Annotated in this window: 20 protein-coding genes and 1 other RNA gene; 8 read left to right on the forward strand and 13 right to left on the reverse strand. The window is 65.6% G+C overall.

Going from position 1 to position 22,551, the window contains the following annotated elements; all coding sequences use genetic code 11:
* Positions 1-42: 42 nt before the first annotated feature.
* The 10 genes from WS49_RS15425 to gyrA all read right to left on the reverse strand — a co-directional run bounded on the left by WS49_RS15425 (position 43) and on the right by gyrA (position 11,532).
* Positions 43-336, reverse strand: coding sequence for a lipopolysaccharide assembly protein LapA domain-containing protein (locus tag WS49_RS15425; protein WP_059530004.1), 294 nt, complete (start codon positions 334-336; stop codon positions 43-45).
* Between the two features lie 210 nt (positions 337-546).
* Positions 547-870 (reverse strand): integration host factor subunit beta, encoded by a 324-nt coding sequence (locus tag WS49_RS15430; protein ID WP_006750752.1) that lies wholly within the window; start codon positions 868-870, stop codon positions 547-549.
* A gap of 22 nt (positions 871-892) precedes the next feature.
* Entirely contained in the window at positions 893-2,605 is a 1,713-nt protein-coding gene (rpsA, locus tag WS49_RS15435) for a 30S ribosomal protein S1 (protein WP_059467119.1), read from the reverse strand.
* A gap of 141 nt (positions 2,606-2,746) precedes the next feature.
* Entirely contained in the window at positions 2,747-3,433 is a 687-nt protein-coding gene (gene cmk / locus WS49_RS15440; RefSeq protein WP_059530008.1) for a (d)CMP kinase, read from the reverse strand.
* Between the two features lie 13 nt (positions 3,434-3,446).
* Positions 3,447-4,751: a 3-phosphoshikimate 1-carboxyvinyltransferase gene (aroA, locus tag WS49_RS15445; RefSeq protein ID WP_059530011.1), complete on the reverse strand. Its 1,305-nt coding sequence runs from the start codon at positions 4,749-4,751 to the stop codon at positions 3,447-3,449.
* Positions 4,752-4,771: 20 nt separating this feature from the next.
* Positions 4,772-5,698 (reverse strand): prephenate dehydrogenase/arogenate dehydrogenase family protein, encoded by a 927-nt coding sequence (locus WS49_RS15450; RefSeq protein ID WP_059530013.1) that lies wholly within the window; start codon positions 5,696-5,698, stop codon positions 4,772-4,774.
* 187 nt (positions 5,699-5,885) lie between these two features.
* On the reverse strand, positions 5,886-6,968 hold the full coding sequence (gene pheA, locus WS49_RS15455) for a prephenate dehydratase (protein ID WP_059530016.1): 1,083 nt from the start codon (positions 6,966-6,968) through the stop codon (positions 5,886-5,888).
* Between the two features lie 33 nt (positions 6,969-7,001).
* Positions 7,002-8,084, reverse strand: a complete 1,083-nt coding sequence (gene serC, locus WS49_RS15460; protein WP_059530019.1) for a 3-phosphoserine/phosphohydroxythreonine transaminase — start codon at positions 8,082-8,084, stop codon at positions 7,002-7,004.
* 161 nt (positions 8,085-8,245) lie between these two features.
* Positions 8,246-8,845, reverse strand: a complete 600-nt coding sequence (locus WS49_RS15465; protein WP_059448245.1) for a DUF2059 domain-containing protein — start codon at positions 8,843-8,845, stop codon at positions 8,246-8,248.
* A gap of 83 nt (positions 8,846-8,928) precedes the next feature.
* Positions 8,929-11,532 carry a DNA gyrase subunit A gene (gene gyrA / locus WS49_RS15470; RefSeq protein ID WP_059530022.1) on the reverse strand — a complete coding sequence of 868 codons (2,604 nt, stop codon included), beginning with the start codon at positions 11,530-11,532 and terminating at the stop codon, positions 8,929-8,931.
* A gap of 536 nt (positions 11,533-12,068) precedes the next feature.
* Here gyrA and ompA point away from each other — a divergent pair.
* From ompA to ssrA, 4 genes are all read left to right on the forward strand, one after another.
* On the forward strand, positions 12,069-12,737 hold the full coding sequence (gene ompA, locus WS49_RS15475) for an outer membrane protein OmpA (protein ID WP_006400736.1): 669 nt from the start codon (positions 12,069-12,071) through the stop codon (positions 12,735-12,737).
* A gap of 152 nt (positions 12,738-12,889) precedes the next feature.
* Positions 12,890-13,588, forward strand: coding sequence for a bifunctional 2-polyprenyl-6-hydroxyphenol methylase/3-demethylubiquinol 3-O-methyltransferase UbiG (gene ubiG / locus WS49_RS15480; RefSeq protein ID WP_059530025.1), 699 nt, complete (start codon positions 12,890-12,892; stop codon positions 13,586-13,588).
* A gap of 13 nt (positions 13,589-13,601) precedes the next feature.
* Positions 13,602-14,318, forward strand: coding sequence for a phosphoglycolate phosphatase (gene gph, locus WS49_RS15485; protein WP_059530027.1), 717 nt, complete (start codon positions 13,602-13,604; stop codon positions 14,316-14,318).
* Positions 14,319-14,335: 17 nt separating this feature from the next.
* Positions 14,336-14,705, forward strand: a transfer-messenger RNA (tmRNA) gene (ssrA, locus tag WS49_RS15490).
* Between the two features lie 261 nt (positions 14,706-14,966).
* On the opposite strand, the gene WS49_RS15495 is transcribed toward ssrA, so the two are convergent.
* The 3 genes from WS49_RS15495 to WS49_RS15505 all read right to left on the reverse strand — a co-directional run bounded on the left by WS49_RS15495 (position 14,967) and on the right by WS49_RS15505 (position 17,114).
* A complete protein-coding gene (locus tag WS49_RS15495) occupies positions 14,967-15,320 on the reverse strand; it encodes a DUF4148 domain-containing protein (protein ID WP_059530029.1) in 354 nt (117 codons plus the stop codon).
* A 316-nt stretch (positions 15,321-15,636) separates the two neighbouring features.
* The gene (locus WS49_RS15500; RefSeq protein WP_059530032.1) at positions 15,637-15,906 is read right to left on the reverse strand and encodes a hypothetical protein; all 270 of its coding nucleotides are present in this window, start codon (positions 15,904-15,906) and stop codon (positions 15,637-15,639) included.
* A 101-nt stretch (positions 15,907-16,007) separates the two neighbouring features.
* Positions 16,008-17,114 carry a substrate-binding domain-containing protein gene (locus WS49_RS15505; protein ID WP_059530035.1) on the reverse strand — a complete coding sequence of 369 codons (1,107 nt, stop codon included), beginning with the start codon at positions 17,112-17,114 and terminating at the stop codon, positions 16,008-16,010.
* Positions 17,115-17,245: 131 nt separating this feature from the next.
* Between WS49_RS15505 and WS49_RS15510 the strand changes: the two genes are divergently transcribed.
* From WS49_RS15510 to WS49_RS15525, 4 genes are read left to right on the forward strand one after another with little or no spacing between them, the layout of a single operon-like run.
* Positions 17,246-17,746, forward strand: coding sequence for an NAD(P)H-dependent oxidoreductase subunit E (locus tag WS49_RS15510; protein ID WP_059530037.1), 501 nt, complete (start codon positions 17,246-17,248; stop codon positions 17,744-17,746).
* Entirely contained in the window at positions 17,743-19,320 is a 1,578-nt protein-coding gene (locus WS49_RS15515; RefSeq protein WP_059530040.1) for a formate dehydrogenase beta subunit, read from the forward strand. Before WS49_RS15510 ends, WS49_RS15515 begins: the two co-directional genes overlap by 4 nt.
* A gap of 17 nt (positions 19,321-19,337) precedes the next feature.
* Entirely contained in the window at positions 19,338-22,289 is a 2,952-nt protein-coding gene (gene fdhF, locus WS49_RS15520; RefSeq protein ID WP_059530043.1) for a formate dehydrogenase subunit alpha, read from the forward strand.
* A 7-nt stretch (positions 22,290-22,296) separates the two neighbouring features.
* Positions 22,297-22,548, forward strand: a complete 252-nt coding sequence (locus WS49_RS15525) for a formate dehydrogenase subunit delta (protein ID WP_059530045.1) — start codon at positions 22,297-22,299, stop codon at positions 22,546-22,548.
* The last annotated feature ends 3 nt before the right edge of the window (positions 22,549-22,551 follow it).

Below are 22,551 nucleotides of genomic sequence, written 5' to 3' on the forward strand. Positions count from 1 at the left end.
AAGCAGAGACGAAAACCGCGCGAAGGTCGCGCGGCGTCCGTGTTAAATGACGGGCGGCATCGGCGGCTGGTCGACGACGGCCGGGGTTTCGCGCGCCGTACGCAGATCGCGCTTCAGGCGCCCGTTCTCGAGGCGCATGCGGAAGATCGCCGGCAGCGCGGACAGCAGGCCGGCCAGCAGCCCCACGACGAAGAACGCGAGGCCGATCAGGATCAGCGGCGCTTGCCATGCGTAGCCGGCAACGAAATTCAGCGTCGCGGTTTGCGTATTGGCCAGCGCGAGCACCAGCAGCAGCACGAACACCAATACCCGGATCAGCCAGACGATAAACTTCATGTAGCCCTCTCTTTGTTGAGGTTTGCCGTGGCGCGCGACTACCCTTCGCGGCGCCGAATCGACCCGTATTGTAAAGGAAGCGTTTCCGCGTCACCGCACATCCTGCGGGTGCACGTTGTCACGCGGCCGCCGGAAATGAAAAAAGCGCCCGCAAGGGGCGCTTTTTTCTTCAGCCTTCGCCGGACGGATTCCGGGCAAGCCGAACGACGCTCAACGCTCGTCGTCCGGATCATCAGCTTTCAGCGGCTCGCCGGCGCGGCCGTCGACGCGTTCACGCAATTCCTTGCCGGGCTTGAAGTGAGGCACGAACTTCTCGGGCACCTGCACTTTCTCCCCCGACTTCGGGTTGCGTCCGACGCGTGCCGGGCGACGGTTGAGGCCGAAGCTGCCGAAACCCCGAATTTCGATGCGATGCCCTTTCGACAAGGCGTCGGACATCGCATCGAGCATCGTTTTCACCGCGAAATCCGCATCCTTGAGGACAAGTTGCGGAAATCGCAGTGCCAGCTGCGCGACCAACTCGGATTTGGTCATACTTCAGCAGACCTCGTGAGGCTTACTGGTTCTGGCCGTCGAGCTTCGCCTTCAGCAGCGCGCCGAGGTTGGTCGTACCGGTCGCAGCAGCGCTGGTGTCCGACTGCAGGCCGCGGATCGCTTCCTGTTGTTCAGCCGAATCCTTCGCCTTGATCGACAGGTTGATGCCACGCGACTTGCGATCGATGTTGATCACCATCGCGTTGACCTTGTCGCCTTCCTTCAGCACGTTGCGTGCGTCTTCGACGCGATCCTGCGAGATTTCCGATGCACGCAGGTAGCCTTCGACGTCACCCGTCAGCGTGACGACAGCGCCCTTCGCATCGACCGACTTCACCACGCCGTCGACGATCGAACCCTTGTCGTTCATCGCAACGTAGTTGCTGAACGGGTCGCCTTCGAGCTGCTTGATGCCGAGCGAAATACGCTCCTTCTCGACGTCGATGCCGAGCACGATCGCTTCGACTTCGTCGCCCTTCTTGTACTTGCGAACGGCTTCTTCGCCGGCTTCGCTCCACGACAGGTCCGACAGGTGGACCAGGCCGTCGATGCCGCCCGGCAGACCGATGAACACGCCGAAGTCGGTGATCGACTTGATTGCGCCCGTGATCTTGTCGCCCTTCTTGAAGTTACGGCTGAAGTCATCCCACGGATTCGGCTTGCACTGCTTCATGCCGAGGCTGATACGACGACGGTCTTCGTCGATCTCGAGGACCATGACTTCGACTTCGTCGCCCAGCTGGACAACCTTCGACGGAGCAACGTTCTTGTTGGTCCAGTCCATTTCCGACACGTGGACGAGGCCTTCGATGCCCGATTCCACTTCGACGAATGCGCCGTAGTCGGTGATGTTCGTGACCTTGCCGAACAGGCGCGTGCCCGACGGGTAACGGCGCGAGATGCCTTCCCACGGATCGTCGCCCAGTTGCTTGATGCCCAGCGAGACGCGGTTCTTCTCTTGGTCGAACTTGAGGATCTTCGCGGTGACTTCCTGGCCAACCGACAGGACTTCGCTCGGGTGACGCACACGACGCCATGCGATGTCGGTGATGTGGAGCAGGCCGTCGATGCCGCCGAGGTCGACGAATGCGCCGTAGTCGGTGATGTTCTTGACCACGCCGTTGACGATCGCGCCTTCCTTCAGCGTCTCGAGCAGCTTCGCGCGCTCTTCGCCTTGCGTTGCCTCGATCACTGCACGACGCGACAGCACGACGTTGTTACGCTTGCGATCGAGCTTGATCACGCGGAACTCGAGCGTCTTGCCTTCGTACGGGGTCGTGTCCTTGACCGGACGCGTGTCGACCAGCGAACCCGGCAGGAACGCGCGGATGCCGTTGACCATCACGGTCATGCCGCCCTTCACCTTGCCCGTGATCGTGCCGGTGACGAGTTCGTTGTTGTCGAGGGCCTTTTCCAGCGACAGCCACGATGCAAGGCGCTTCGCCTTGTCGCGCGACAGGATCGTGTCGCCGTAGCCGTTTTCGAGTGCGTCGATCGCGACGGACACGAAATCGCCCGACTGCACCTCAACCTCGCCCTGATCGTTCAGGAATTCCTCGATCGGAATGTAAGCCTCGGACTTCAGGCCTGCATTGACGACCACGAAGTTGTGGTCGACGCGCACGACTTCGGCGGAAATCACTTCGCCGGCGCGCATGTCTTGGCGGGTCAGCGACTCTTCGAACAGAGCCGCAAAGGATTCGGTATTCGGGGTGGAGGTTTGCAGGTCGGACATAAAAATCTGATTGTGCATGGATCGCTGTGCCACGCCGGCCGGAATGGCAGGCTGAAAGGGCCAGATCGAAGCCACACGGGGTTAAGGGTTCGAAACACGCTCCGCGCTTCTCGCGCGAGGCACCTACTGCTGCCCGCCTTCTCAGGCCGGCTGACCGAGCGCCCGATACCACTGCAGCACCTGGTCAACTGCTTCATCGACCGAAAGCGCCGACGTATCGAGCAGCTTGGCATCTGCCGCAGGCTTCAGCGGCGCGGCCGCGCGATTGCTGTCGCGCGCGTCACGTTCACGAAGATCCTGGAGCAAGTTATCTATATTAGCAGAAAAACCTTTTTGCATCAATTGCTTATGCCGTCTGGCCGCGCGCGCCTCCGCGCTGGCCGTCAGGAACACCTTCAGCACGGCGTCCGGGAAGATCACGGTGCCCATGTCGCGGCCGTCGGCGACGAGGCCCGGCGTCTTGCGAAACGCGCGCTGGCGCGCGACGAGCGCGGTACGCACCGGCCCGTGCACGGCAATCGCCGACGCGCGGTTGCCAACCGCTTCGGCGCGGATGTCGTTCGACACGTCGACGCCGTCGAGCTGCGCGCAGCCCTCGCGGAACGTGATGTGAAGATCGTCGATCAGCTTCACGAGCGCATCGATATCCTCCGCCGCGATGCCGTAGCGCACGCTCGCGAGCGCCGCAAGACGGTACAGCGCGCCGCTGTCGAGCAGGTGGAAGCCCAGATGCGCGGCGACGAGCGCCGCGACGGTCCCCTTGCCGGAAGCAGTCGGACCGTCGATCGTGATGACGGGGGTCGGGTGAAAGGGTCGGGTCGATTTCATCGGAACTGTCGGGTCAGGCTTTGGCGAGCGCGGCGAAGCGGTCGAAATAGTCGGGGAACGTCTTGCCGACGCACTTCGGATCGTTGATGCGCACGGGCACGCCGCCCAGGCTGACGAGCGAGAAGCACATCGCCATCCGGTGATCGTCGTACGTGTCGATCGCTGCATTCGGCGTGAGCCGTTGCGGCGGCGTGACGACCAGATAGTCGGGGCCTTCCTCGACGATCGCGCCGACCTTGCGCAGTTCGGTCGCCATCGCGGCGATGCGGTCGGTTTCCTTCACGCGCCAGCTCGCGATGTTGCGCAGCGTGCTCGTGCCGCTCGCGAACAGCGCCGCGACCGCGATGGTCATCGCCGCGTCGGGAATCAGGTTGAAATCCATGTCGATCGGCTCGAGCTTGCCGTGGTCATGACCGATGCCGCGCACCTCGATCCAGTCGTCGCCCATCGATACGTTCGCGCCCATCTGCATCAGCGCATTCGCGAAGCCGACGTCGCCCTGGATGCTCGCGCGCCCCACGCCCTCGACGCGCAGCGGGCCGCCGCCGAGCGCGCCGGCCGCGAGGAAGTACGAGGCCGACGACGCATCGCCCTCGACCATGATGCGCCCCGGCGAACGGTAGCGGACGCCGGCCGGCACGACGAAGCGCTGCCAGCCGTCGCGCTCGACGGTCACGCCGAAGCGGGCCATCAGCCGGATCGTGATGTCGATGTACGGCTTCGAGATCAATTCGCCATCGACTTCGACGACGATCCTGCCGTCCTTCGCCTTCACGAGCGGCAGCGTCATCAGCAGCGCGGTGAGGAACTGGCTCGACACGTCGCCGCGCACGCGGATCGGTGCGTCGACCGTGATCGCCGCAGGTTTGATCCGCAGCGGCGGAAAGCCTTCGTTTTGCTCGTAGTCGATCTGCGCGCCGATCTGCCGCAGGCCGTCGACGAGGTCGCCGATCGGCCGCTCGTGCATGCGCGGCACGCCGTGCACGCGATAGTCGCCGCCGTTGACCGCGAGCGCCGCCGTCAACGGTCGCACCGCGGTGCCCGCGTTGCCGAGGAACAGATCGGCGGTCTTCGCGGTGAACGCGCCGCGCGTGCCGGTGACGACACAGGTGTCACCCTCGCGCGCGAGCTTCACACCGAGCTTGCCGAGCGCGTCGAGCATCACGCGCGTGTCGTCGGAATCCAGCAGGTTGGTGATCGTCGTATCGCCTTCGGCAAGCGCCGCGAGCAGCAGCACGCGGTTCGAGATGCTTTTCGAGCCGGGCAGGCGCACGGTGCCCGATGCGCTGGAATACGGGCCGAGATCGAGATAGTCCATGGGAATCGTCCTGTTTCCTGTTATTTCTTGACCGGTTCGGCAGCGGGCTGCGCGCCACGTTCCTGCCATGCCTTGCGTGCAGCGCGCGAGCGCGTGAACACGGCTTCGAGCGCAGCGCCATCGCCGGCGTCGATCGCCGCACGCAGCCGGGCGAGCACGCGCGTGTAGCCGTCGAGCTCATCGAGCAGCGCCGCGCGATTCGCGACACACACGTCGCGCCACATTTCCGGGCTCGACGCCGCGATCCGCGTGAAGTCGCGGAAGCCGCCCGCCGCGTACGAGAATTTCAGTTCGGCATCCGCCTCGCCGAGTATCTGCTCGACGAGCGCGAACGACAGCACATGAGGCAGATGACTGATCGACGCAAACACGCGATCGTGCTGCGCCGTGCTCATCGTGCGCACGTCGGCGCCGGTCGCCCGCCACATCGCATCGATCCGTGCGACCGCTTCGGGCGCATTCTCCGGCAGCGGACACAGCACGACGTTGCGACCGACGTACAGATCCGGCAGCGCGGCCTCGACGCCGCTCGATTCGCGCCCGGCGATCGGATGGCCCGGCACGAATTGCGCGATCCGCGCACCGAGCACATCGCGTGCCGCCGTGACGACGTCGGACTTGGTGCTGCCAGCGTCGGTGACGATCGTCGCAGCGTCGAGCCACGGCGCGATGCGCGCGAGCAGCGGGCCCGTTTGCGCGACCGGCGCGGCCAGCAACACGAGATCGGCGCCGGCGAGCGCGTCGCGCAGCTGCGCATCGTCGTCGAGCGCCGCTGCGCGATCGATCACGCCGAGCGCGAGGGCGCGCTCGACCGACGCACGCGAACGACCGACGCCGACAACTTCGCCCGCGCCGCCCGGTGCGCGCTCGCGCAGGGCGCGCGCCAGCGATCCGCCGATCAGGCCGACGCCGAAGATGACAAGTTTGTTGAATGCAAAGCCTGACACGACAAGAGCCAAGTGACGCGCGCGGAACGACGCCCCGCGCACGGAAGTCCAGATTCCGGGCAACGGGCCCGCACCCGGCGCGACCTGCACCGGATACCGCCCGAACCCGCCTTGGGCAGCGCCGCCCGGCCTGCCCTGCCCGCTTCGCCGCGCCGCCTGCTCGGTGCTGGCGACGGGCCGCTACGCGTCAGCGCGCGCGCGGATACGAACCGAGTATCTTCAGGAACGCGGCCTTCTGGCCGAGCTCCGCGAGCGCAGCGGCCACGGCTGGTTCATCCCGGTGCCCTTCGATGTCGATGTAGAAGTAATACTCCCACGTGCCGACCCGCGCCGGACGCGACTCGAAGCGCGTCATCGACACACCGTGCCGCGCGAGCGGCTCGAGCAGCTTGAACACCGCGCCCGGCTCGTTTTTCACCGACACGATCAGCGACGTCTGGTCGTGACCGCTCTGCCCGGCCGGCTGCTTGCCGACGATCACGAAGCGCGTGCGATTGTGCGGATCGTCCTGAATCAGCGAGAACGCGATCTGCAGGCCGTAGTGCGCGGCCGCGCGGTCGCCAGCGATCGCCGCGACGCTCGGGTCCGCCGCCGCGAGACGCGCGGCCTCCGCATTGCTCGACACCGCTTGCCGCTCGAGCTGCGGCGCGTTCGCGGAAAGCCACTGCTGGCATTGCGCGAGCGCCTGCGCATGCGCGCAGACACGCGTCACGCCGTCGAGCGTGCCGCTCTGCGTGAGCAGGTTGTGATGGATCGGCAGCGCGAGTTCGCCGCTGATCAGCAACTGCGTCTGCAGCAGCAGGTCGAGCGTGCGCGACACCGCGCCTTCGGTCGAGTTCTCGACCGGCGCGATGCCGAATGCGGACGCGCCCGCCTCGACCGAGCGGAATACCTCGTCGATCGACGGACACGGCAGCCCTTCGATGGACTGGCCGAAATACTCGAACATCGCCTGTTCGCTATATGTGCCGACCGGCCCGAGGAACGCGACGTGGATCGTCTGTTCGAGCGCGCGGCTCGCGGCCATGATCTCGCGCCAAATAGCGCTGATGTGTTCGCTCGCGAGCGGCCCCGCGCTCATGTCCTGCAGGCGCGCGATCACCTGCAGCTCACGCTCCGGCCGGAACACCGGCGCGTTGAAGTGCTTCTTGACCTCGCCCACCTCGAGCGCCACCGCGGCGCGCTGGTTGAGGAGCGCGATCAGCTGCGCGTCGATCGCGTCGATGCGGTCGCGCAGCGGTTTCAGGCGGGAATTCAGTTCGTCGTCCATGCGTAGTTGCCGTGCTGTTTGAACAGCGCGCGCTCAGGCGCCGCGCTGTTCGAAGTCCTTCATGTACTCGACGAGCGCCTTCACGCCCTCGAGCGGCACCGCGTTGTAGATCGACGCCCGCATGCCGCCGACGGACTTGTGGCCCTTCAGCTGCAGCAGCCCGCGCGCCTTTGCGCCGGCAAGGAAGTCTTCGTTGCGCGTTTCGTCGGCCAGGAAAAAGGGCACGTTCATACGCGAACGCACCGCCGGCTCGACCTTGTTCAGATAGAAGCTGCTCGCATCGATCGTGTCGTAGAGCAGCTTCGCCTTCTCGATATTGCGCGCCTCGATCGCCTCGAGGCCGCCCTGCCGCTTCAGCCACTGGAACACGAGGCCCGCGATGTAGATCGCATACGTGGGCGGCGTGTTGTACAGCGAGTTGTTCGCGGCGACAGTCTTCCATTCGAATGCGGACGGGCAGATCGACAGCGCGCGATCGAGCAGGTCCTCGCGAACGATCACGACCGTCACGCCGGCCATCCCGATGTTCTTCTGCGCGCCGCCGAACAGCACGCCGTACTTCGCGACGTCCATCGGACGGGACAGGATGTGCGACGACACGTCCGCGACGAGCGGCACGTCGCCGAGGTCGGGAATCTCGAACGTCTCGACGCCGTCGATCGTCTCGTTCGTGCACAGATGCACGTAGGCCGGATCGTCCGACAGCTGCCATTCGGCGCGGGCGGGTGCGCGCGTGAAACCGTCGGCCGTCTTGCCGGATGCGGCCAGATGCGGCGTGCCGTATTTCTTCGCTTCGTTGAACGACTTCTGCGACCACGAGCCCGTCACGACGAAGTCGGCGGTCTTGCGCGAACCGAGCAGGTTCATCGGCACGATCGCATTCTCGGCAATGCCGCCGCCCTGCAGGAACAGGATCCGATGGCTGGCCGGCACATCGAGCAGTTCGCGCAGGTCGGTCAGCGCTGCCTCGTGGATCGACATGAATTCCTTGCCGCGATGGCTCATCTCCATCACACTCATGCCGCTGCCGTGCCAGTCGAGCATTTCGTCGGCGGCCTGCCGCAGCACTTCCTCGGGGAGCGCCGCAGGACCGGCGGAGAAATTAAAGACGCGCATCGTGAAAACCTCGGGAGGGACGCGACCGGCTTGCCGCCGGCAGAAAGAACCGCGCCAGAAAAAGAATGGCCGCTTGCGCTCGCGCGCAAACGGCCATTATCGCACTGTCATCAGGCTCCCGCCAAACCCGGCCGAACGGCCGGGCGGCGTGCCCGGACGGCTTACTTGCCCGGCTTGACTGCCGCGACTTCCTTGTCAGCCTGTGCGCGCGTTGCCTGGATCGCTTGCGGCATGTACTTCTGCATCAGGCCGTTGACCACGTCGCGGCCGACCTGATCCTGAACCTGGATGAACTTGCGGCCCGTCGGGCTCTTGTAGAACGTCGTCAGATCCTTGATCTCCGACGTGCTGTAGTACTTCGCGTAGGCGTCGTACTGAGCCGACATCGCGTCGCTCTGGAACTGTTGCGTGCCGAACACCTTGCCCGCGCCGTCAACCAGCTTCGGCACCGCGTTCTTCTGCAGCGTCGGCACGGCGGCTTGCTTTTGCTTGTCGTTCAGCGTCTTGTTTTCCGACAGCGCGTCCGACAGGATCGCCGGCACGAGCTGCTTTGCCTGCATCTCGGCGCTGTTGCCGATAGCCGACACGAGCTTCGGCGCGTCGATCGCGTCGAGCAGATCCTTGATCGCAGCCTTCTTGTCGGCGTCGATCGGCGCAGCTGCCGCGGTCGCAGCCGGTGCGGAATTCGACAGCGCTTGCGCCATCGCGAACGTCGGCACCAGTGCAGCCAGCAGAACCAGTTGCTTGAATTGCTTTTGCATCATCACTCCCTTTTGGAAATATGAATGGTTGCTCGCCGACCGCGGCGCCTGGCGCGCGCGGCGGCTCGAGTCTCATCCGTTCTTCAGGCTTCGCCGTCCGACGCCTCGTCGGCCTCGCCATCGCCCTCTTCGGCTTCTGCGATCTGCTGCAGGCCGGAGAGCTTGGTACCCTCATCGAGACTGATGAGTGTAACACCTTGCGTGGCACGTCCCATCTCGCGAATCTCGGACACGCGGGTACGAATCAACACGCCGGCAGTCGTGATCAGCATGATCTGATCCTCGGCGTCGACGAGCGTGGCGGCGACGACCTTGCCGTTGCGCTCCGACGTCTGGATCGCGATCATCCCCTTCGTGCCGCGGCCGTGACGCGTGTACTCGGTGATCGGCGTGCGCTTGCCGTAGCCGTTCTCGGTCGCGGTGAGCACGGTCTGCTCCTCGCTGCCGGCAACCAGCAGCGCGATGACCTGCTGCCCGTCCTCGAGCTGCATGCCACGCACGCCGCGCGCTTCCCGGCCCATCGGGCGCACGTCGTTCTCGTCGAAGCGCACGGCCTTGCCGGCGTCCGAGAACAGCATCACGTCGTGCGCGCCGTCGGTGATCGATGCACCGATCAGGAAGTCGCCCTCGTCGAGACCGACCGCGATGATGCCCTTCTTCATCGGGCGGCTGAATGCCTCGAGCGGCGTCTTCTTCACGGTGCCGAGCGACGTCGCCATGAACACGAACTTGTCGGCCGAGAATTCCTTGACCGGCAGCACGACGTTGATCTTCTCGCCGTCCTGCAGCGGGAACATGTTGACGATCGGACGGCCGCGCGAGTTGCGCGAACCCTGCGGCACTTCATAGACCTTGACCCAGTACACGCGGCCGCGGTTCGAGAAGCACAGGATGTAGTCGTGGGTGTTCGCGATGAACAGCGTCTCGATCCAGTCGTCTTCCTTCATCTGCGTCGCCTGCTTGCCGCGGCCGCCGCGCTTCTGCGCGCGATACTCGGACAGCGGCTGCGACTTCACGTAGCCCGCGTGCGACATCGTGACGACCATGTCCTGCGGCGTGATCAGGTCTTCGGTATTCAATTCGGTCGCGTTCAGCTCGATCTTCGAGCGGCGTGCGTCGCCGAATTCGGCCTTCACCGTCGTCAGCTCCTCGCCGATCATCGTCGTGATCCGCTCGGGGCGCGCGAGGATGTCCAGCAGGTCGGCGATTTGCGCCATCACTTCGCGGTACTCGCCGATGATCTTGTCCTGCTCGAGACCGGTCAGGCGCTGCAGACGCATCTGCAGGATTTCCTGCGCCTGCGTGTCGGACAGACGGTACAGCCCGTCGGTCTGCATCCCGAACGCCGGGTTCAGGCCTTCCGGACGGTACGCGGAGCGGCCGCCCGCCGCCGCATTCTCGGTCTCGGCGCGCGTCAGCATCTCGCGCACGAGCGACGAATCCCACGGCTTCGCCATCAGCTCCTGCTTCGCGATCGGCGGCGTCGGCGCTGCCTTGATGATCGCGATGAACTCGTCGATGTTCGCGAGCGCGACCGCGAGACCTTCGAGCACGTGGCCGCGCTCGCGCGCCTTGCGCAGTTCGTAGATCGTGCGGCGCGTCAGCACTTCGCGTCGATGCGACAGGAAGCACTGCAGGATTTCCTTCAGGTTCAGCAGCTTCGGCTGACCGTCGACCAGCGCGACCATGTTCATGCCGAACGTGTCCTGCAGCTGCGTCGCCTTGTACAGGTTGTTCAGCACCACTTCGGGCACTTCGCCGCGCTTCAGTTCGATCACGACGCGCATGCCGCTCTTGTCGGACTCGTCGCGGATGTCGGAGATGCCCTCGAGCTTCTTCTCGTTGACGAGCTCGGCGATGCGCTCGAGCAGCGAGCGCTTGTTCACCTGGTACGGCAGCTCGTCGACGATGATCGCCATCCGCTGGCCGCGGTCGATCTCCTCGAAGTGCGTGGCCGCACGCATCACGACGCGGCCGCGCCCGGTGCGATAGCCGTCGCGCACGCCGGCGACACCGTAGATGATGCCGGCCGTCGGGAAGTCCGGCGCCGGGATGATCTCGATCAGCTCGTCGATCGTCGCTTCCGGGTTGTTCAGCAGGTGCTGGCACGCGTCGACGACTTCGTTCAGGTTGTGCGGCGGGATGTTGGTCGCCATGCCGACCGCGATACCCGACGAGCCGTTGATCAGCAGGTTCGGGATGCGCGACGGCAGGACCGCCGGCTGCATCTCGTTGCCGTCGTAGTTCGGCTCGAAGTCGACCGTTTCCTTGTCGATGTCGGCGAGCAGTTCGTGACCGATCTTCGCCATGCGAATTTCGGTGTAACGCATCGCCGCGGCATTGTCGCCGTCGATCGAGCCGAAGTTGCCCTGTCCGTCGATCAGCATGTAGCGCAGCGAGAAGTCCTGCGCCATCCGCACGATCGTGTCGTACACCGCGGTATCGCCGTGAGGGTGATACTTACCGATCACGTCACCGACGATACGCGCCGATTTCTTGTACGCGCGGTTCCAGTCGTTGTTCAGTTCGTGCATCGCGAACAGTACGCGCCGGTGCACGGGCTTCAGGCCATCGCGGACATCCGGAAGGGCACGTCCGACGATCACGCTCATCGCGTAATCGAGATACGAACGGCGCATTTCCTCCTCTAGGGAGGTGGGCAGGGTCTCTTTGGCGAATTGATCCATGTATCCGTATCGTTTCGGAGCGAAGACGGCGAACGCCTTTCGCGTGGGCGCTGCATGCGCAACGCAACGCGAGATTCTAACATGCGCCCATCGACCGCCAATTCGCCACCCCCACTATATGTAAACAGCAAAAATCGCCGCCCATGGAAAAGGCACCCGAACCGGCCATGATCGCGCCCCTTCAGAAGGCTTGGGCGTCGCCCGGCTCCTTGTCACGCACGCGCGTAAACCCTTGCCGCCTTTCATGCAATTTCGCGGACACGCTCTTGACAATCTCTAAAAGTTACGGCAGGCGGGTGTTGCGCATGCACCACAAAGTTGAAGCGATCTTGGGGTGGGGAGGATTTTTTTTCGTAGGAAGGGAACGATATGGCAAAATGCCAACGCACTGAAAGTTAGACGCTGCTCGAAGTCTACACAGAGCGGTGCCGCGTTTTTTGTGCCGCACCAATGTTATACTTCGAGCAATGTATGACTTGTCACCGTCAACAGGCTCGCAGTAAACCTGCGGTAATCTCAATTTCGAGAGGAGAAATATGAATAAACTTTCAAAGCTCGCGTTCATTGCAGCTACCGCAGTTATGGCTGCATCCGCTTCGGCACAGTCGGTGCCGGCGTCGCGTCAAGCCGTCAACGACAACTGGGTGAACGGCACGGGCGAATGGGTGTGGATGAACGGCACGAACGAGCTCTGCTGGCGTGACGCGTTCTGGACGCCGGCCACCGCCAACGCGAAGTGCGATGGCGCACTGGTCGCCCAGGCACCGCAGCCGCCGGTCGCTCCGGTTGCTCCGGCCATCACGAGCCAGAAGATCACGTACCAAGCCGACGCACTGTTCGACTTCGACAAGGCAACGCTCAAGCCGCTGGGCAAGCAAAAGCTGGACGAACTGGCTTCGAAGATCCAGGGCATGAACACGGAAGTGGTCGTCGCTACGGGCTACACGGACCGCATCGGTTCGGACAAGTACAACGACCGTCTGTCGCTGCGCCGCGCGCAAGCCGTCAAGTCGTACCTGGTCAGCAAGGGTGTCCCGGCCAACAAGATCTACACGGAAGGCAAGGGCAAGCGCAACCCGGTCACGACCGGCTGCAACCAGAAGAACCGCAAGCAACTGATCGCCTGCCTCGCACCGGACCGCCGCGTGGAAGTCGAAGTGGTCGGTACGCAAGAAGTCCAGAAGACGACCGTTCCGGCGCAGTAAGCCGCGGTTTTCGACTGCTTCAAAGCCCCGCTCCGGCGGGGCTTTTTCTTTGATGCCCGTCCTGGCGCTCGCTGGCCTCGTTGTGCGCCCCCTTATATACTCGGGGCTGACGTACCGACGCACCGCCCTCCTTCCGTAGCCCGTTTGCCGACATGACCAACGCCGATCCGCACGAACTCCAGAAATTCAGCGACCTCGCCCATCGGTGGTGGGACCCGAATGCCGAATTCAAACCCTTGCACGACCTGAATCCGGTCCGGCTCGGCTGGATCGATTCGCATGCGCACCTCGCCGGCAAGCGCGCACTCGATATCGGCTGCGGCGGCGGCATCCTGTCCGAATCGATGGCCGGGCTCGGTGCCCAGGTGAAAGGCATCGACCTGTCGACCGAAGCGCTCGGGGTCGCCGACCTGCACAGCCTCGAAAGCGGCATCACGGTCGACTACGAGGCGATCGCCGCCGAAGCGATCGCCGAACGCGAGCCGGGCACTTACGACGTCGTCACCTGCATGGAGATGCTCGAGCACGTGCCGTCGCCGGCCGGCGTCGTCGCCGCGTGCGCGACGCTCGTGAAGCCGGGTGGCTGGGTGTTCTTCTCCACGCTGAACCGCAACCTGAAGTCCTACCTGTTCGCGGTGATCGGCGCCGAGTACATCGCGCAGATGCTGCCGAAAGGCACGCACGACTACGCGCGCTTCATCCGCCCGTCGGAACTGGCAAGCTTCATTCGCGGGACCGATCTGCACATCGTGGAGATCAAGGGCATTACCTATCACCCGATCGGCAAGCGCTTCGCGCTGTCGAACGACACCGATATCAACTATCTCGTCGCGTGCCGCCGCGGCGCGTGACCCTCCGACCGGCATGACGATTCCCCTTTCGACCGAGCGGCCTGCATTCGACGCGCCGCGCCTGCTGCACTGCGATGCCGTGCTGTTCGACCTCGACGGCACGCTCGCCGACACGGCGCCCGATCTCGCCGCTGCAGTCCACAAGATGCAGCGCGTGCGCGGCCTGCCCGAAACGTCGCTCGACGTGCTGCGGCCTCTGGCATCGGCCGGCGCGCGCGGCCTGCTCGGCGGAGCATTCGGCATCGACCCGCAATCGCCCGGCTACGACGCGATGCGCGACGAGTTCCTGGCCAATTACGCGACCGACATCTGCGTGCACACGGTGCTGTTCCCCGGCATCGGCGACGTGCTCGACGAACTCGATGCGCGCGGCGTGCGCTGGGGCATCGTCACGAACAAGGCGATGCGCCTCACCGCGCCGCTCGCCGACTTGCTCGGCCTCGCGCCGCGCGCGGCCTGCATCGTCGGGGGCGACACAACGCCGCACTCGAAACCGCATCCGGCCCCGCTGTTGCATGCGGCGGAACAAATGACGCTCGCGCCGGAACGCATCGTCTACGTCGGCGACGATCTTCGCGACATCCAGGCCGGCAGCGCGGCGGGGATGGCGACGGTCGCGGCCGCGTACGGCTATTGCGGTGACGGCGTCGCGCCGGCCGACTGGCAGGCGCAGCATCTTGTCAGCACGACGCAGGAACTGCGCGAACTGCTGCGCGATGTTGGGCTATAATGGTCGATCTTATCCGCGGGGGCGACCTGGTTTCGACAGGGGTTGTGAAGCGGCTAGGGCATGTCGAGGACCCGTCACCTCGTTAATCAATGGGAAAATCGTAACTGCAAACGACGATACGTTCGCACTGGCAGCCTAACGGCCGCCGTCCTCTGCCTAGTTCACTGACGGGCTAGTGTCGCAAGACCGGTAGCAATACCGCCAGAGGTCATTTACGTCAGTTAAGCCCTGTCGGCGTCGCGACGCCAGGGTCGAAAATCTAGCGAATCGCCGTAGTGCAGCGTGTTCGTCCGCGTCGCTGCGGTTAAATCAAATGACTGAACTAAACATGTAGAACTAGTCGTGGAGCGCTTCTGGACGCGGGTTCGATTCCCGCCGCCTCCACCAAATTCCGCGCTTGACGCACGAACCCCGCACGACGCGAGTCTGCGGGGTTTTTTGTTGCCGGAGAGGCCGAACATCCCGCGCCCTCCGAAAAAGCGCCCGGCCTCGGACGGGCCGGGCGGAATGCCGCCGGCATTCCGGCGGCAGGAGGTGACGGATGTTCGACGTCGCCCGCGCGGTGATCGACCGCGGCGGACGGTCCCCTTGCCCGGCACGCGACGCATCATCGCCGCCGCAGCACGGCCTCACCGGGCGACGCGCCGCTTAGCTGCCGCGATACATCGACTTCATTTCTTCTGCGCTGGCCGGACGCACGCCGATCGCACGCGAACCCGATGCCGATGCGCCCTGCACCTGCGCGCCATAACCGCTGGCGTCGGCGCCTTGCGCCTGGGCGAGCGCGCTGCGCTGTTGCTCCGCGACACGCGCCGTGGCGGCCTGGATCGCTTCCGGATAGTGCGGATCTTCGCCGCGGGCGGTGTTGTAACCGGCCTGCTGAAGCTGAACCAGTTCGGCGCGAACCTGTGCGCGGGTGAGTGCCGAGCCGGACTGCGCGAACGACACGACCGGGGCAACGAGAGCAGCAGCAACGACAACGGCTTGAACGAGCGACTTCATGATGACCTACCTCCAGATTTGTCTGATTTCGCGGTGAACACCCGTTCATCGCTGACAAACCGAAGTTTATGTAGGCATGTGCTTAAGAATAAGGCAGGTTTCAGGAAGACATCCTTCCCGAAACACGGGTTAACCCTATATCCATGCAGACATGGGCCGGCACCGCAAGATCGCACCACGCGAGGCCGAACCGAGCCCCATAAAGCACGAGCCCCGCAAGGCAGTACACCCTGCGGGGCTCGAAAAAAACCGCGCGGCATCGGCGCGATCAGGACAAACGATCGCGGCGTCGACAACCCGGCGCGTCAGCGCCTGCTTATTGAGTGTCCATCGGACACTTCAGGTTGCAGCCGTTCGGGTCTCCCAAATCACCCTTGCGGCGCAATGCCGACTTCTTGCCGCTCTGGTATTTCTGCGACGGCGCAGACGCCGCGAACGGCATCTGCGGATGCTCGTTCAGGCGGAACTGTTCGCTCAGGATCCCGCCGGGCACGCCCGGTGAATTCTGCGCGAACGCCAACGGCGAAACAGCAACAAGAAGCCCTGCGGTCAACGCTGCCGCGGAGAAGGGAACGGATAGTTTCATGGCGGGATGACGCCTGAACGGCGTGCTTGTTGGAACGTTGATCAAGCGGCAAGCGTAGCGCAAATCCCTCGCTGCTGCAGCGCGGTTCGCGCGCGTCCCCGTTACTGTGCGTTGCCGTCCGGCATACCGCCCCCGGCGATACCGGCGAATCCCTCCGCGATGCCGATCAGCGTCCCGCACGCGGCCGGATCGTAGCCGTCGAGATGCGCGACGCGGTCGACGAAGCGTGCATCGCGCAACAAGGCGAGCACGCCGGCGAGCGGTCGCGAATCGAGCTGCGCGCGTTCGCACGCAAAGTAATAGTCCTCGTCGACGACCGGGATGAAACCGAGCCCGAAGTGATGGGCGGCCGGCTCGACGCCGAAGCCGAGATCGGCCATCCCGCTCGCGACGAATGCGGCGATCGCCGAATGCGTGAGTTCGGCCGACGCATAGCCGTCGATACGCTCGGGATCGATGCCGATCGCGCGCAATGCAAGATCGAGCAGCATCCGCGTGCCCGACCCCGGCTGCCGATTGACGAAGCGGATGTCGTTGCGGGCGAGATCGGCGAGCCCGCCGACCTGCTTCGGGTTGCCCCGCGGCACGAACAGCCCCTGCTGGCGACGCGTCAGATGAATCAGCACGTGACGCGCGTCGTCGAGCCACGGCCGGTAGATCTGCGCGCACTGTTCGCGGAACGCGCCGCGTGGCAGATGAAAACCGGCCAGTTCGCATTCGCCGCGCGCAAGCGCCTGCACGGCCTCGACGCTCTCGCGATACTTGATGTCGACGGCGGCCTGCGCATCGACAAGCGCGGAAACGAGCGTCGCAACCGCGTAGCCGTGCGACGCATGGATGCGCACGGCGCCGTCGCGCTGCGCGAGCCGCCGGTTCAGGTCGCTCGCCACCTCGGCCGCCAGCGCGCGCAGGTTGCCGTCGAGACGGCTGCGCGCGAGCCGCTGCGCGTCGACGATCGCCTGCCCGAGCTCCGACAGCGTCGACCCCTTGCCGCGCGCCGTCTCGATCAACTCGCCGCCGACGCACGCCTCCAGCGCCCGCAGCATGCCCCACGCGTGCCGATACGACAGACCTTTCGCCTGCGCGGCCTGCGCGATGCTGCCCGTATCGGCCACGAGCTCCAGCAACGGGGCGACGTCCGACAGGCTGGCGGTGCGGCCCTCGGTGTCGCGTACGGTCAGATACGCGTCGCATTCGATTCGAATCAATTATGTACTCCGATTTCCTATTGCGACTGCGGAATCTTCCGCTTATCGTTGCTCAAAATCAATCAGGACGAAGTCCCGATGTGCACTATATGAATTAGAGGCACATATGAGACTTTGGAGGAGCATAACCGATGTCCCCGAATTCCCCTGCGCCCGACGCGCTCGTCGAGCGCCACGCGCGTGCCGGCCGCTCGCTCGTCGCGATCCTGCATGCGATCCAGGACGACGCAGGCTACGTGCCGGCAGGCTGCGTCGCGCCGCTCGCGAAGGCGCTGAATCTGTCGCGCGCCGAAGTGCACGGCGTGCTCACCTACTATCACCACTTCCGCACCGCGCCGCCCGCGCGCGTGACGATCCAGATGTGCCGCGCCGAGGCGTGCCGCAGCATGGGCTGCGAAGCGCTGGCCGCGCACGCGGAAGCGCGCACGGGTTGCCGGTTCGACGCGGCGCACGGCGATGGCGCCGACGCGCACGCGCCGGGTGACGTCGCGCTCGAATCGGTCTACTGCCTCGGGCTGTGCGCGCAATCGCCGTCGATGACGGTCAACGGCGTGCTGCACGCGAAGGTCACGCCGGAGAAGTTCGACGCCCTGCTCGCCGACGCGACCGCCCACACCCCGGAGGCCGCATGACGACGCGCATCTACGTTCCGCGCGATTCGTCCGCGCTGGCGCTCGGCGCCGACGCCCTCGCCGCCGCGATCGTCGCGGAAGCCGAGCGGCGCGGCGTCGCGATCGAACTGATCCGCAACGGCTCGCGCGGGCTGCTGTGGCTCGAGCCGCTCGTCGAGGTCGGCACGGCCGCCGGGCGCGTCGGCTACGCGAACCTGTCGGCCGCCGACGTGCCTGCCCTGTTCGACGCGAACTGGCTCGACGGCGGCGCGCATCCGAGCGGCGTCGGCCTCGTCGACGCCCTGCCCTATCTCGCGCGCCAGCAGCGCCTCACGTTCGCGCGCATTGGCCTGACCGATCCGCTGTCGATCGACGATTACCTGAAGCACGACGGCCTCGCCGGCCTGAAGAACGCGCTCGCGCTCGACGGCGGCGCCGCGTGCGAATTGCTGATCGAATCGGGGCTGCGCGGCCGCGGAGGCGCAGCCTTCCCGGCCGGCATCAAATGGCGCACCGTCCGGCAGGCCAGCGCGACGCAGAAGTACATCGTCTGCAACGCGGACGAAGGCGATTCGGGCACGTTCTCCGATCGCCTGATCATGGAAAGCGATCCGTACTGCCTGATCGAAGGGATGATCATCGCGGGCATCGCGACGGGCGCGACGCTCGGCTACATCTACGTGCGCAGCGAATACCCGCACGCGATCGCGGCACTGGAAACCGCGATCGAGCGCGCCCGTGAAGCCGGCTGGCTTGGCGAACGCGTGCTCGGCTCCGCGCATGCATTCGACCTGCACGTCGCAAAGGGCGCCGGCTCGTACGTGTGCGGCGAGGAAACGGCGCTGCTCGAATCGCTCGAAGGCAAGCGCGGCGTCGTGCGCGCGAAGCCGCCGCTGCCCGCGCTCGCTGGCCTGTTCGGCCAGCCGACCGTGATCAACAACGTGATCACGCTCGCGACCGCGCCGGTGATCTTCGCGCGCGGCGCCGCGTTCTATCGCGACTACGGGATGGGCCGCTCGCGCGGCACGCTGCCGTTCCAGCTCGCAGGCAACATCCGCTACGGCGGCCTCGTCGAGCTCGCGTTCGGCGTCACGCTGCGCGAGCTGATGTTTGACTACGGCGGCGGCACGGCAAGCGGCCGGCCCGCGCGCGCCGCCCAGGTCGGCGGCCCGCTCGGCACCTATCTGCCCGAACACCAGTGGGACGTGCCGCTCGACTACGAGGCGTACACGGCGATCGGCGCGGTCGTCGGCCACGGCGGCATCGTGCTGCACGACGACACGTCGAATCTCGCGGAACTCGCCGAATACGCGATGAAGTTCTGCGCGATCGAATCGTGCGGCAAGTGCACGCCGTGCCGGATCGGATCGACGCGCGGCGTCGAGACGATCGCACGCATTCGCCAGGGCGACAAGTCGGAGCGACAGGTCACGCTGCTGCGCGACCTGTGCGACACGATGCTCGCCGGCTCGCTGTGCGCGATGGGCGGGATGACGCCGTACCCGGTGCTGTCCGCGCTCGACCATTTCCCCGAAGATTTCGGGCTCGCCGCCGGCAAGCAAGCCGCGTCGGGTCCGGTCAAGGCCGCGGCCTGACCCAGAAGGAGCCCTGAATGTCCCTCGACACGAACAACGTCCGCCAAGGCGGCTGCGGCTCGGGCCAATGCGCGTGCAAGAGCGCCGCGCAGGCGCGCGTGCGCGATCCGTTCGACGAAACCGACTACGGTACGCCGCAACGGCATGCCGATACCGACGTAACGCTCGAAATCGACGGCCAGCCGGTGACGGTGCCGGCCGGCACGTCGGTGATGCGCGCCGCGATCGAAGCCGGCGTCAATGTGCCCAAGCTCTGCGCGACCGATTCGCTCGAACCGTTCGGCTCGTGCCGCCTGTGCCTGGTCGAAATCGAAGGCCGGCGCGGCTATCCGGCATCGTGCACGACGCCCGCCGAAGCCGGGATGAAGGTGCGCACGCAATCGGACCGGCTGCAGTCGCTGCGCCGCAACGTGATGGAGCTGTACATCTCCGATCACCCGCTCGACTGCCTCACCTGCCCCGCCAACGGCGACTGCGAGCTGCAGGACATGGCGGGCGTGGTCGGGCTGCGCGAAGTGCGTTACGGCTTCGACGGCGCGAATCACCTGCGCGAGCAAAAGGACGAATCGAATCCGTACTTCACGTACGATCCGTCGAAGTGCATCGTCTGCAACCGCTGCGTGCGCGCATGCGAGGAAACGCAGGGCACGTTCGCGCTGACGATCGCCGCACGCGGTTTCGAATCGCGCGTCGCCGCCGGCGAAAGCGAATCGTTCATGGCGTCGGACTGCGTATCGTGCGGCGCCTGCGTCGCCGCGTGCCCGACCGCCACGCTGCAGGAGAAATCCGTCGTCCAGCTCGGCCAGGCCGAGCACTCGATCGTCACGACCTGCGCGTACTGCGGCGTCGGCTGCTCGTTCAAGGCCGAGATGAAGGGCACGCAGGTCGTGCGCATGACGCCGCACAAGAACGGCCTCGCGAACGAAGGCCACGCGTGCGTGAAGGGCCGCTTCGCGTGGGGCTACGCAACGCACAAGGACCGCATCACGAAACCGATGATCCGCGAGAAGATCACCGACCCGTGGCGCGAAGTCAGCTGGGAAGAGGCGCTGACCTACGCGGCGACGCAATTCCGCAAGCTGCAGCAGAAATATGGCCGCGATTCGATCGGCGGCATCACGTCGTCGCGCTGCACGAACGAGGAAACCTACCTCGTGCAGAAGCTTGTGCGCGCCGCGTTCGGCAACAACAACGTCGACACCTGCGCACGCGTGTGCCACTCGCCGACCGGCTATGGCCTGAAGACGACGCTCGGCGAATCGGCCGGCACCCAGACCTTCGCGTCGGTCGGCCAGGCCGACGTGATCGTCGTGATGGGCGCGAACCCGACCGACGGCCACCCGGTGTTCGGCTCGCGCATGAAGCGGCGCATCCGCGAAGGCGCGAAGCTGATCGTGATCGACCCGCGCCGCATCGACGTGGTCGACGGCCCGCACGTGAAGGCCACGCACCACCTGCAGCTGCGCCCCGGCACCAACGTCGCGATGGTCAATGCGCTCGCGCACGTGATCGTGACCGAAGGGCTCGTCGCCGACGCATTCGTCGCCGAACGCTGCGACACGCGCGCGTTCGAGCAATGGCGCGACTTCGTGTCGCGCGCCGAGAACTCGCCCGAGGCCACCGCTGAGGTGACGGGCGTACCGGCCGAACGGGTGCGCGAGGCCGCGCGCCTCTATGCCACCGGCGGCAACGCCGCGATCTACTACGGCCTCGGCGTGACCGAACACGCGCAAGGCTCGACGACGGTGATGGGCATCGCGAACCTCGCGATGGCGACCGGCAACATCGGCCGCGAAGGCGTCGGCGTCAATCCGCTGCGCGGCCAGAACAACGTGCAAGGCTCGTGCGACATGGGTTCGTTCCCGCACGAGCTGCCTGGCTACCGGCACATCAGCGACGCAATCGTGCGCAGCCAGTTCGAGGAAGCATGGTCGGCCACGCTGCAACCGGAACCGGGGCTGCGCATCCCGAACATGTTCGACGCGGCGCTCGACGGCAGCTTCAAGGGGCTTTACTGCCAGGGCGAGGACATCGTCCAGTCGGACCCGAACACGCAGCACGTCGCAGCCGCGCTGTCGGCGATGGAATGCATCGTCGTGCAGGACATCTTCCTGAACGAAACCGCGAAATACGCGCACGTGCTGCTGCCGGGCTCGACGTTCCTCGAGAAGGACGGCACGTTCACGAACGCGGAGCGCCGCATCTCGCGCGTACGCAAGGTGATGCCGCCGCTCGCGGGTTACGCCGACTGGGAAGTGACGCTGCTGCTGTCGCAGGCGCTCGGCTACGACATGCACTACACGCATCCGTCGGAAATCATGGACGAGATCGCGCGGCTCACGCCGACCTTCTCCGGCGTGTCGTACGAGAAACTCGACGCGCTCGGCAGCATCCAGTGGCCGTGCAACGAAGCTGCACCGGACGGCACGCCGACGATGCACATCGACGCGTTCGTGCGCGGCAAGGGCCGGTTCGTGATCACGCAGTACATTCCGACGCCCGAAAAGGTCACGCAGCGCTATCCGCTGATCCTGACCACGGGCCGCATCCTGTCGCAATACAACGTCGGCGCGCAGACGCGCCGGACCGAGAACGTCCGGTGGCACGAAGAGGATCGCCTCGAGATTCATCCGCACGATGCGGAGGATCGCGGGATCCGGACCGGCGACTGGGTCGGCATCGAATCGCGGGCCGGCCAGACGGTACTGCGTGCGCTCGTGTCCGACCGCATGCAGCCGGGTGTCGTGTACACGACGTTCCACTTCCCCGAGTCAGGGGCGAACGTGATCACGACGGACAGCTCCGACTGGGCCACGAACTGCCCGGAATACAAGGTCACGGCCGTGCAGGTGATGCCGGTTGCGCAGCCGTCGGACTGGCAGCGCGCGTATGCACGCTTCAACTCGGAGCAGCTCGATCTGCTCGAGCGCCGCGCCGCCACGCCGGCCGCCGCGACGACGGGCAAGTGAGGACGCGATGGACATCGGACACCTGATCGACATGGCCAACCAGATCGGCGCGTTCTTCGAATCGATGCCCGATCGCGAAGAAGCGCTGGCCGGCATCGCCGAACACATCCGGCGCTTCTGGGAACCGCGGATGCGACGCGCGCTACTCGCCGCGCTCGACGATCCGTCGAGCGAAGCCGCGCAACGCGCCGCGCCGATCGTGCGCGACGCGATCGCCGCGCACCGCGCATTGCTCACGCCGGCCGCGGCCCCCGCCTGAGCG

It is taken from the genome of Burkholderia sp. RF7-non_BP4 (assembly GCF_001521935.1).
GTDB classification, from domain to species: Bacteria; Pseudomonadota; Gammaproteobacteria; order Burkholderiales; family Burkholderiaceae; genus Burkholderia; species Burkholderia diffusa.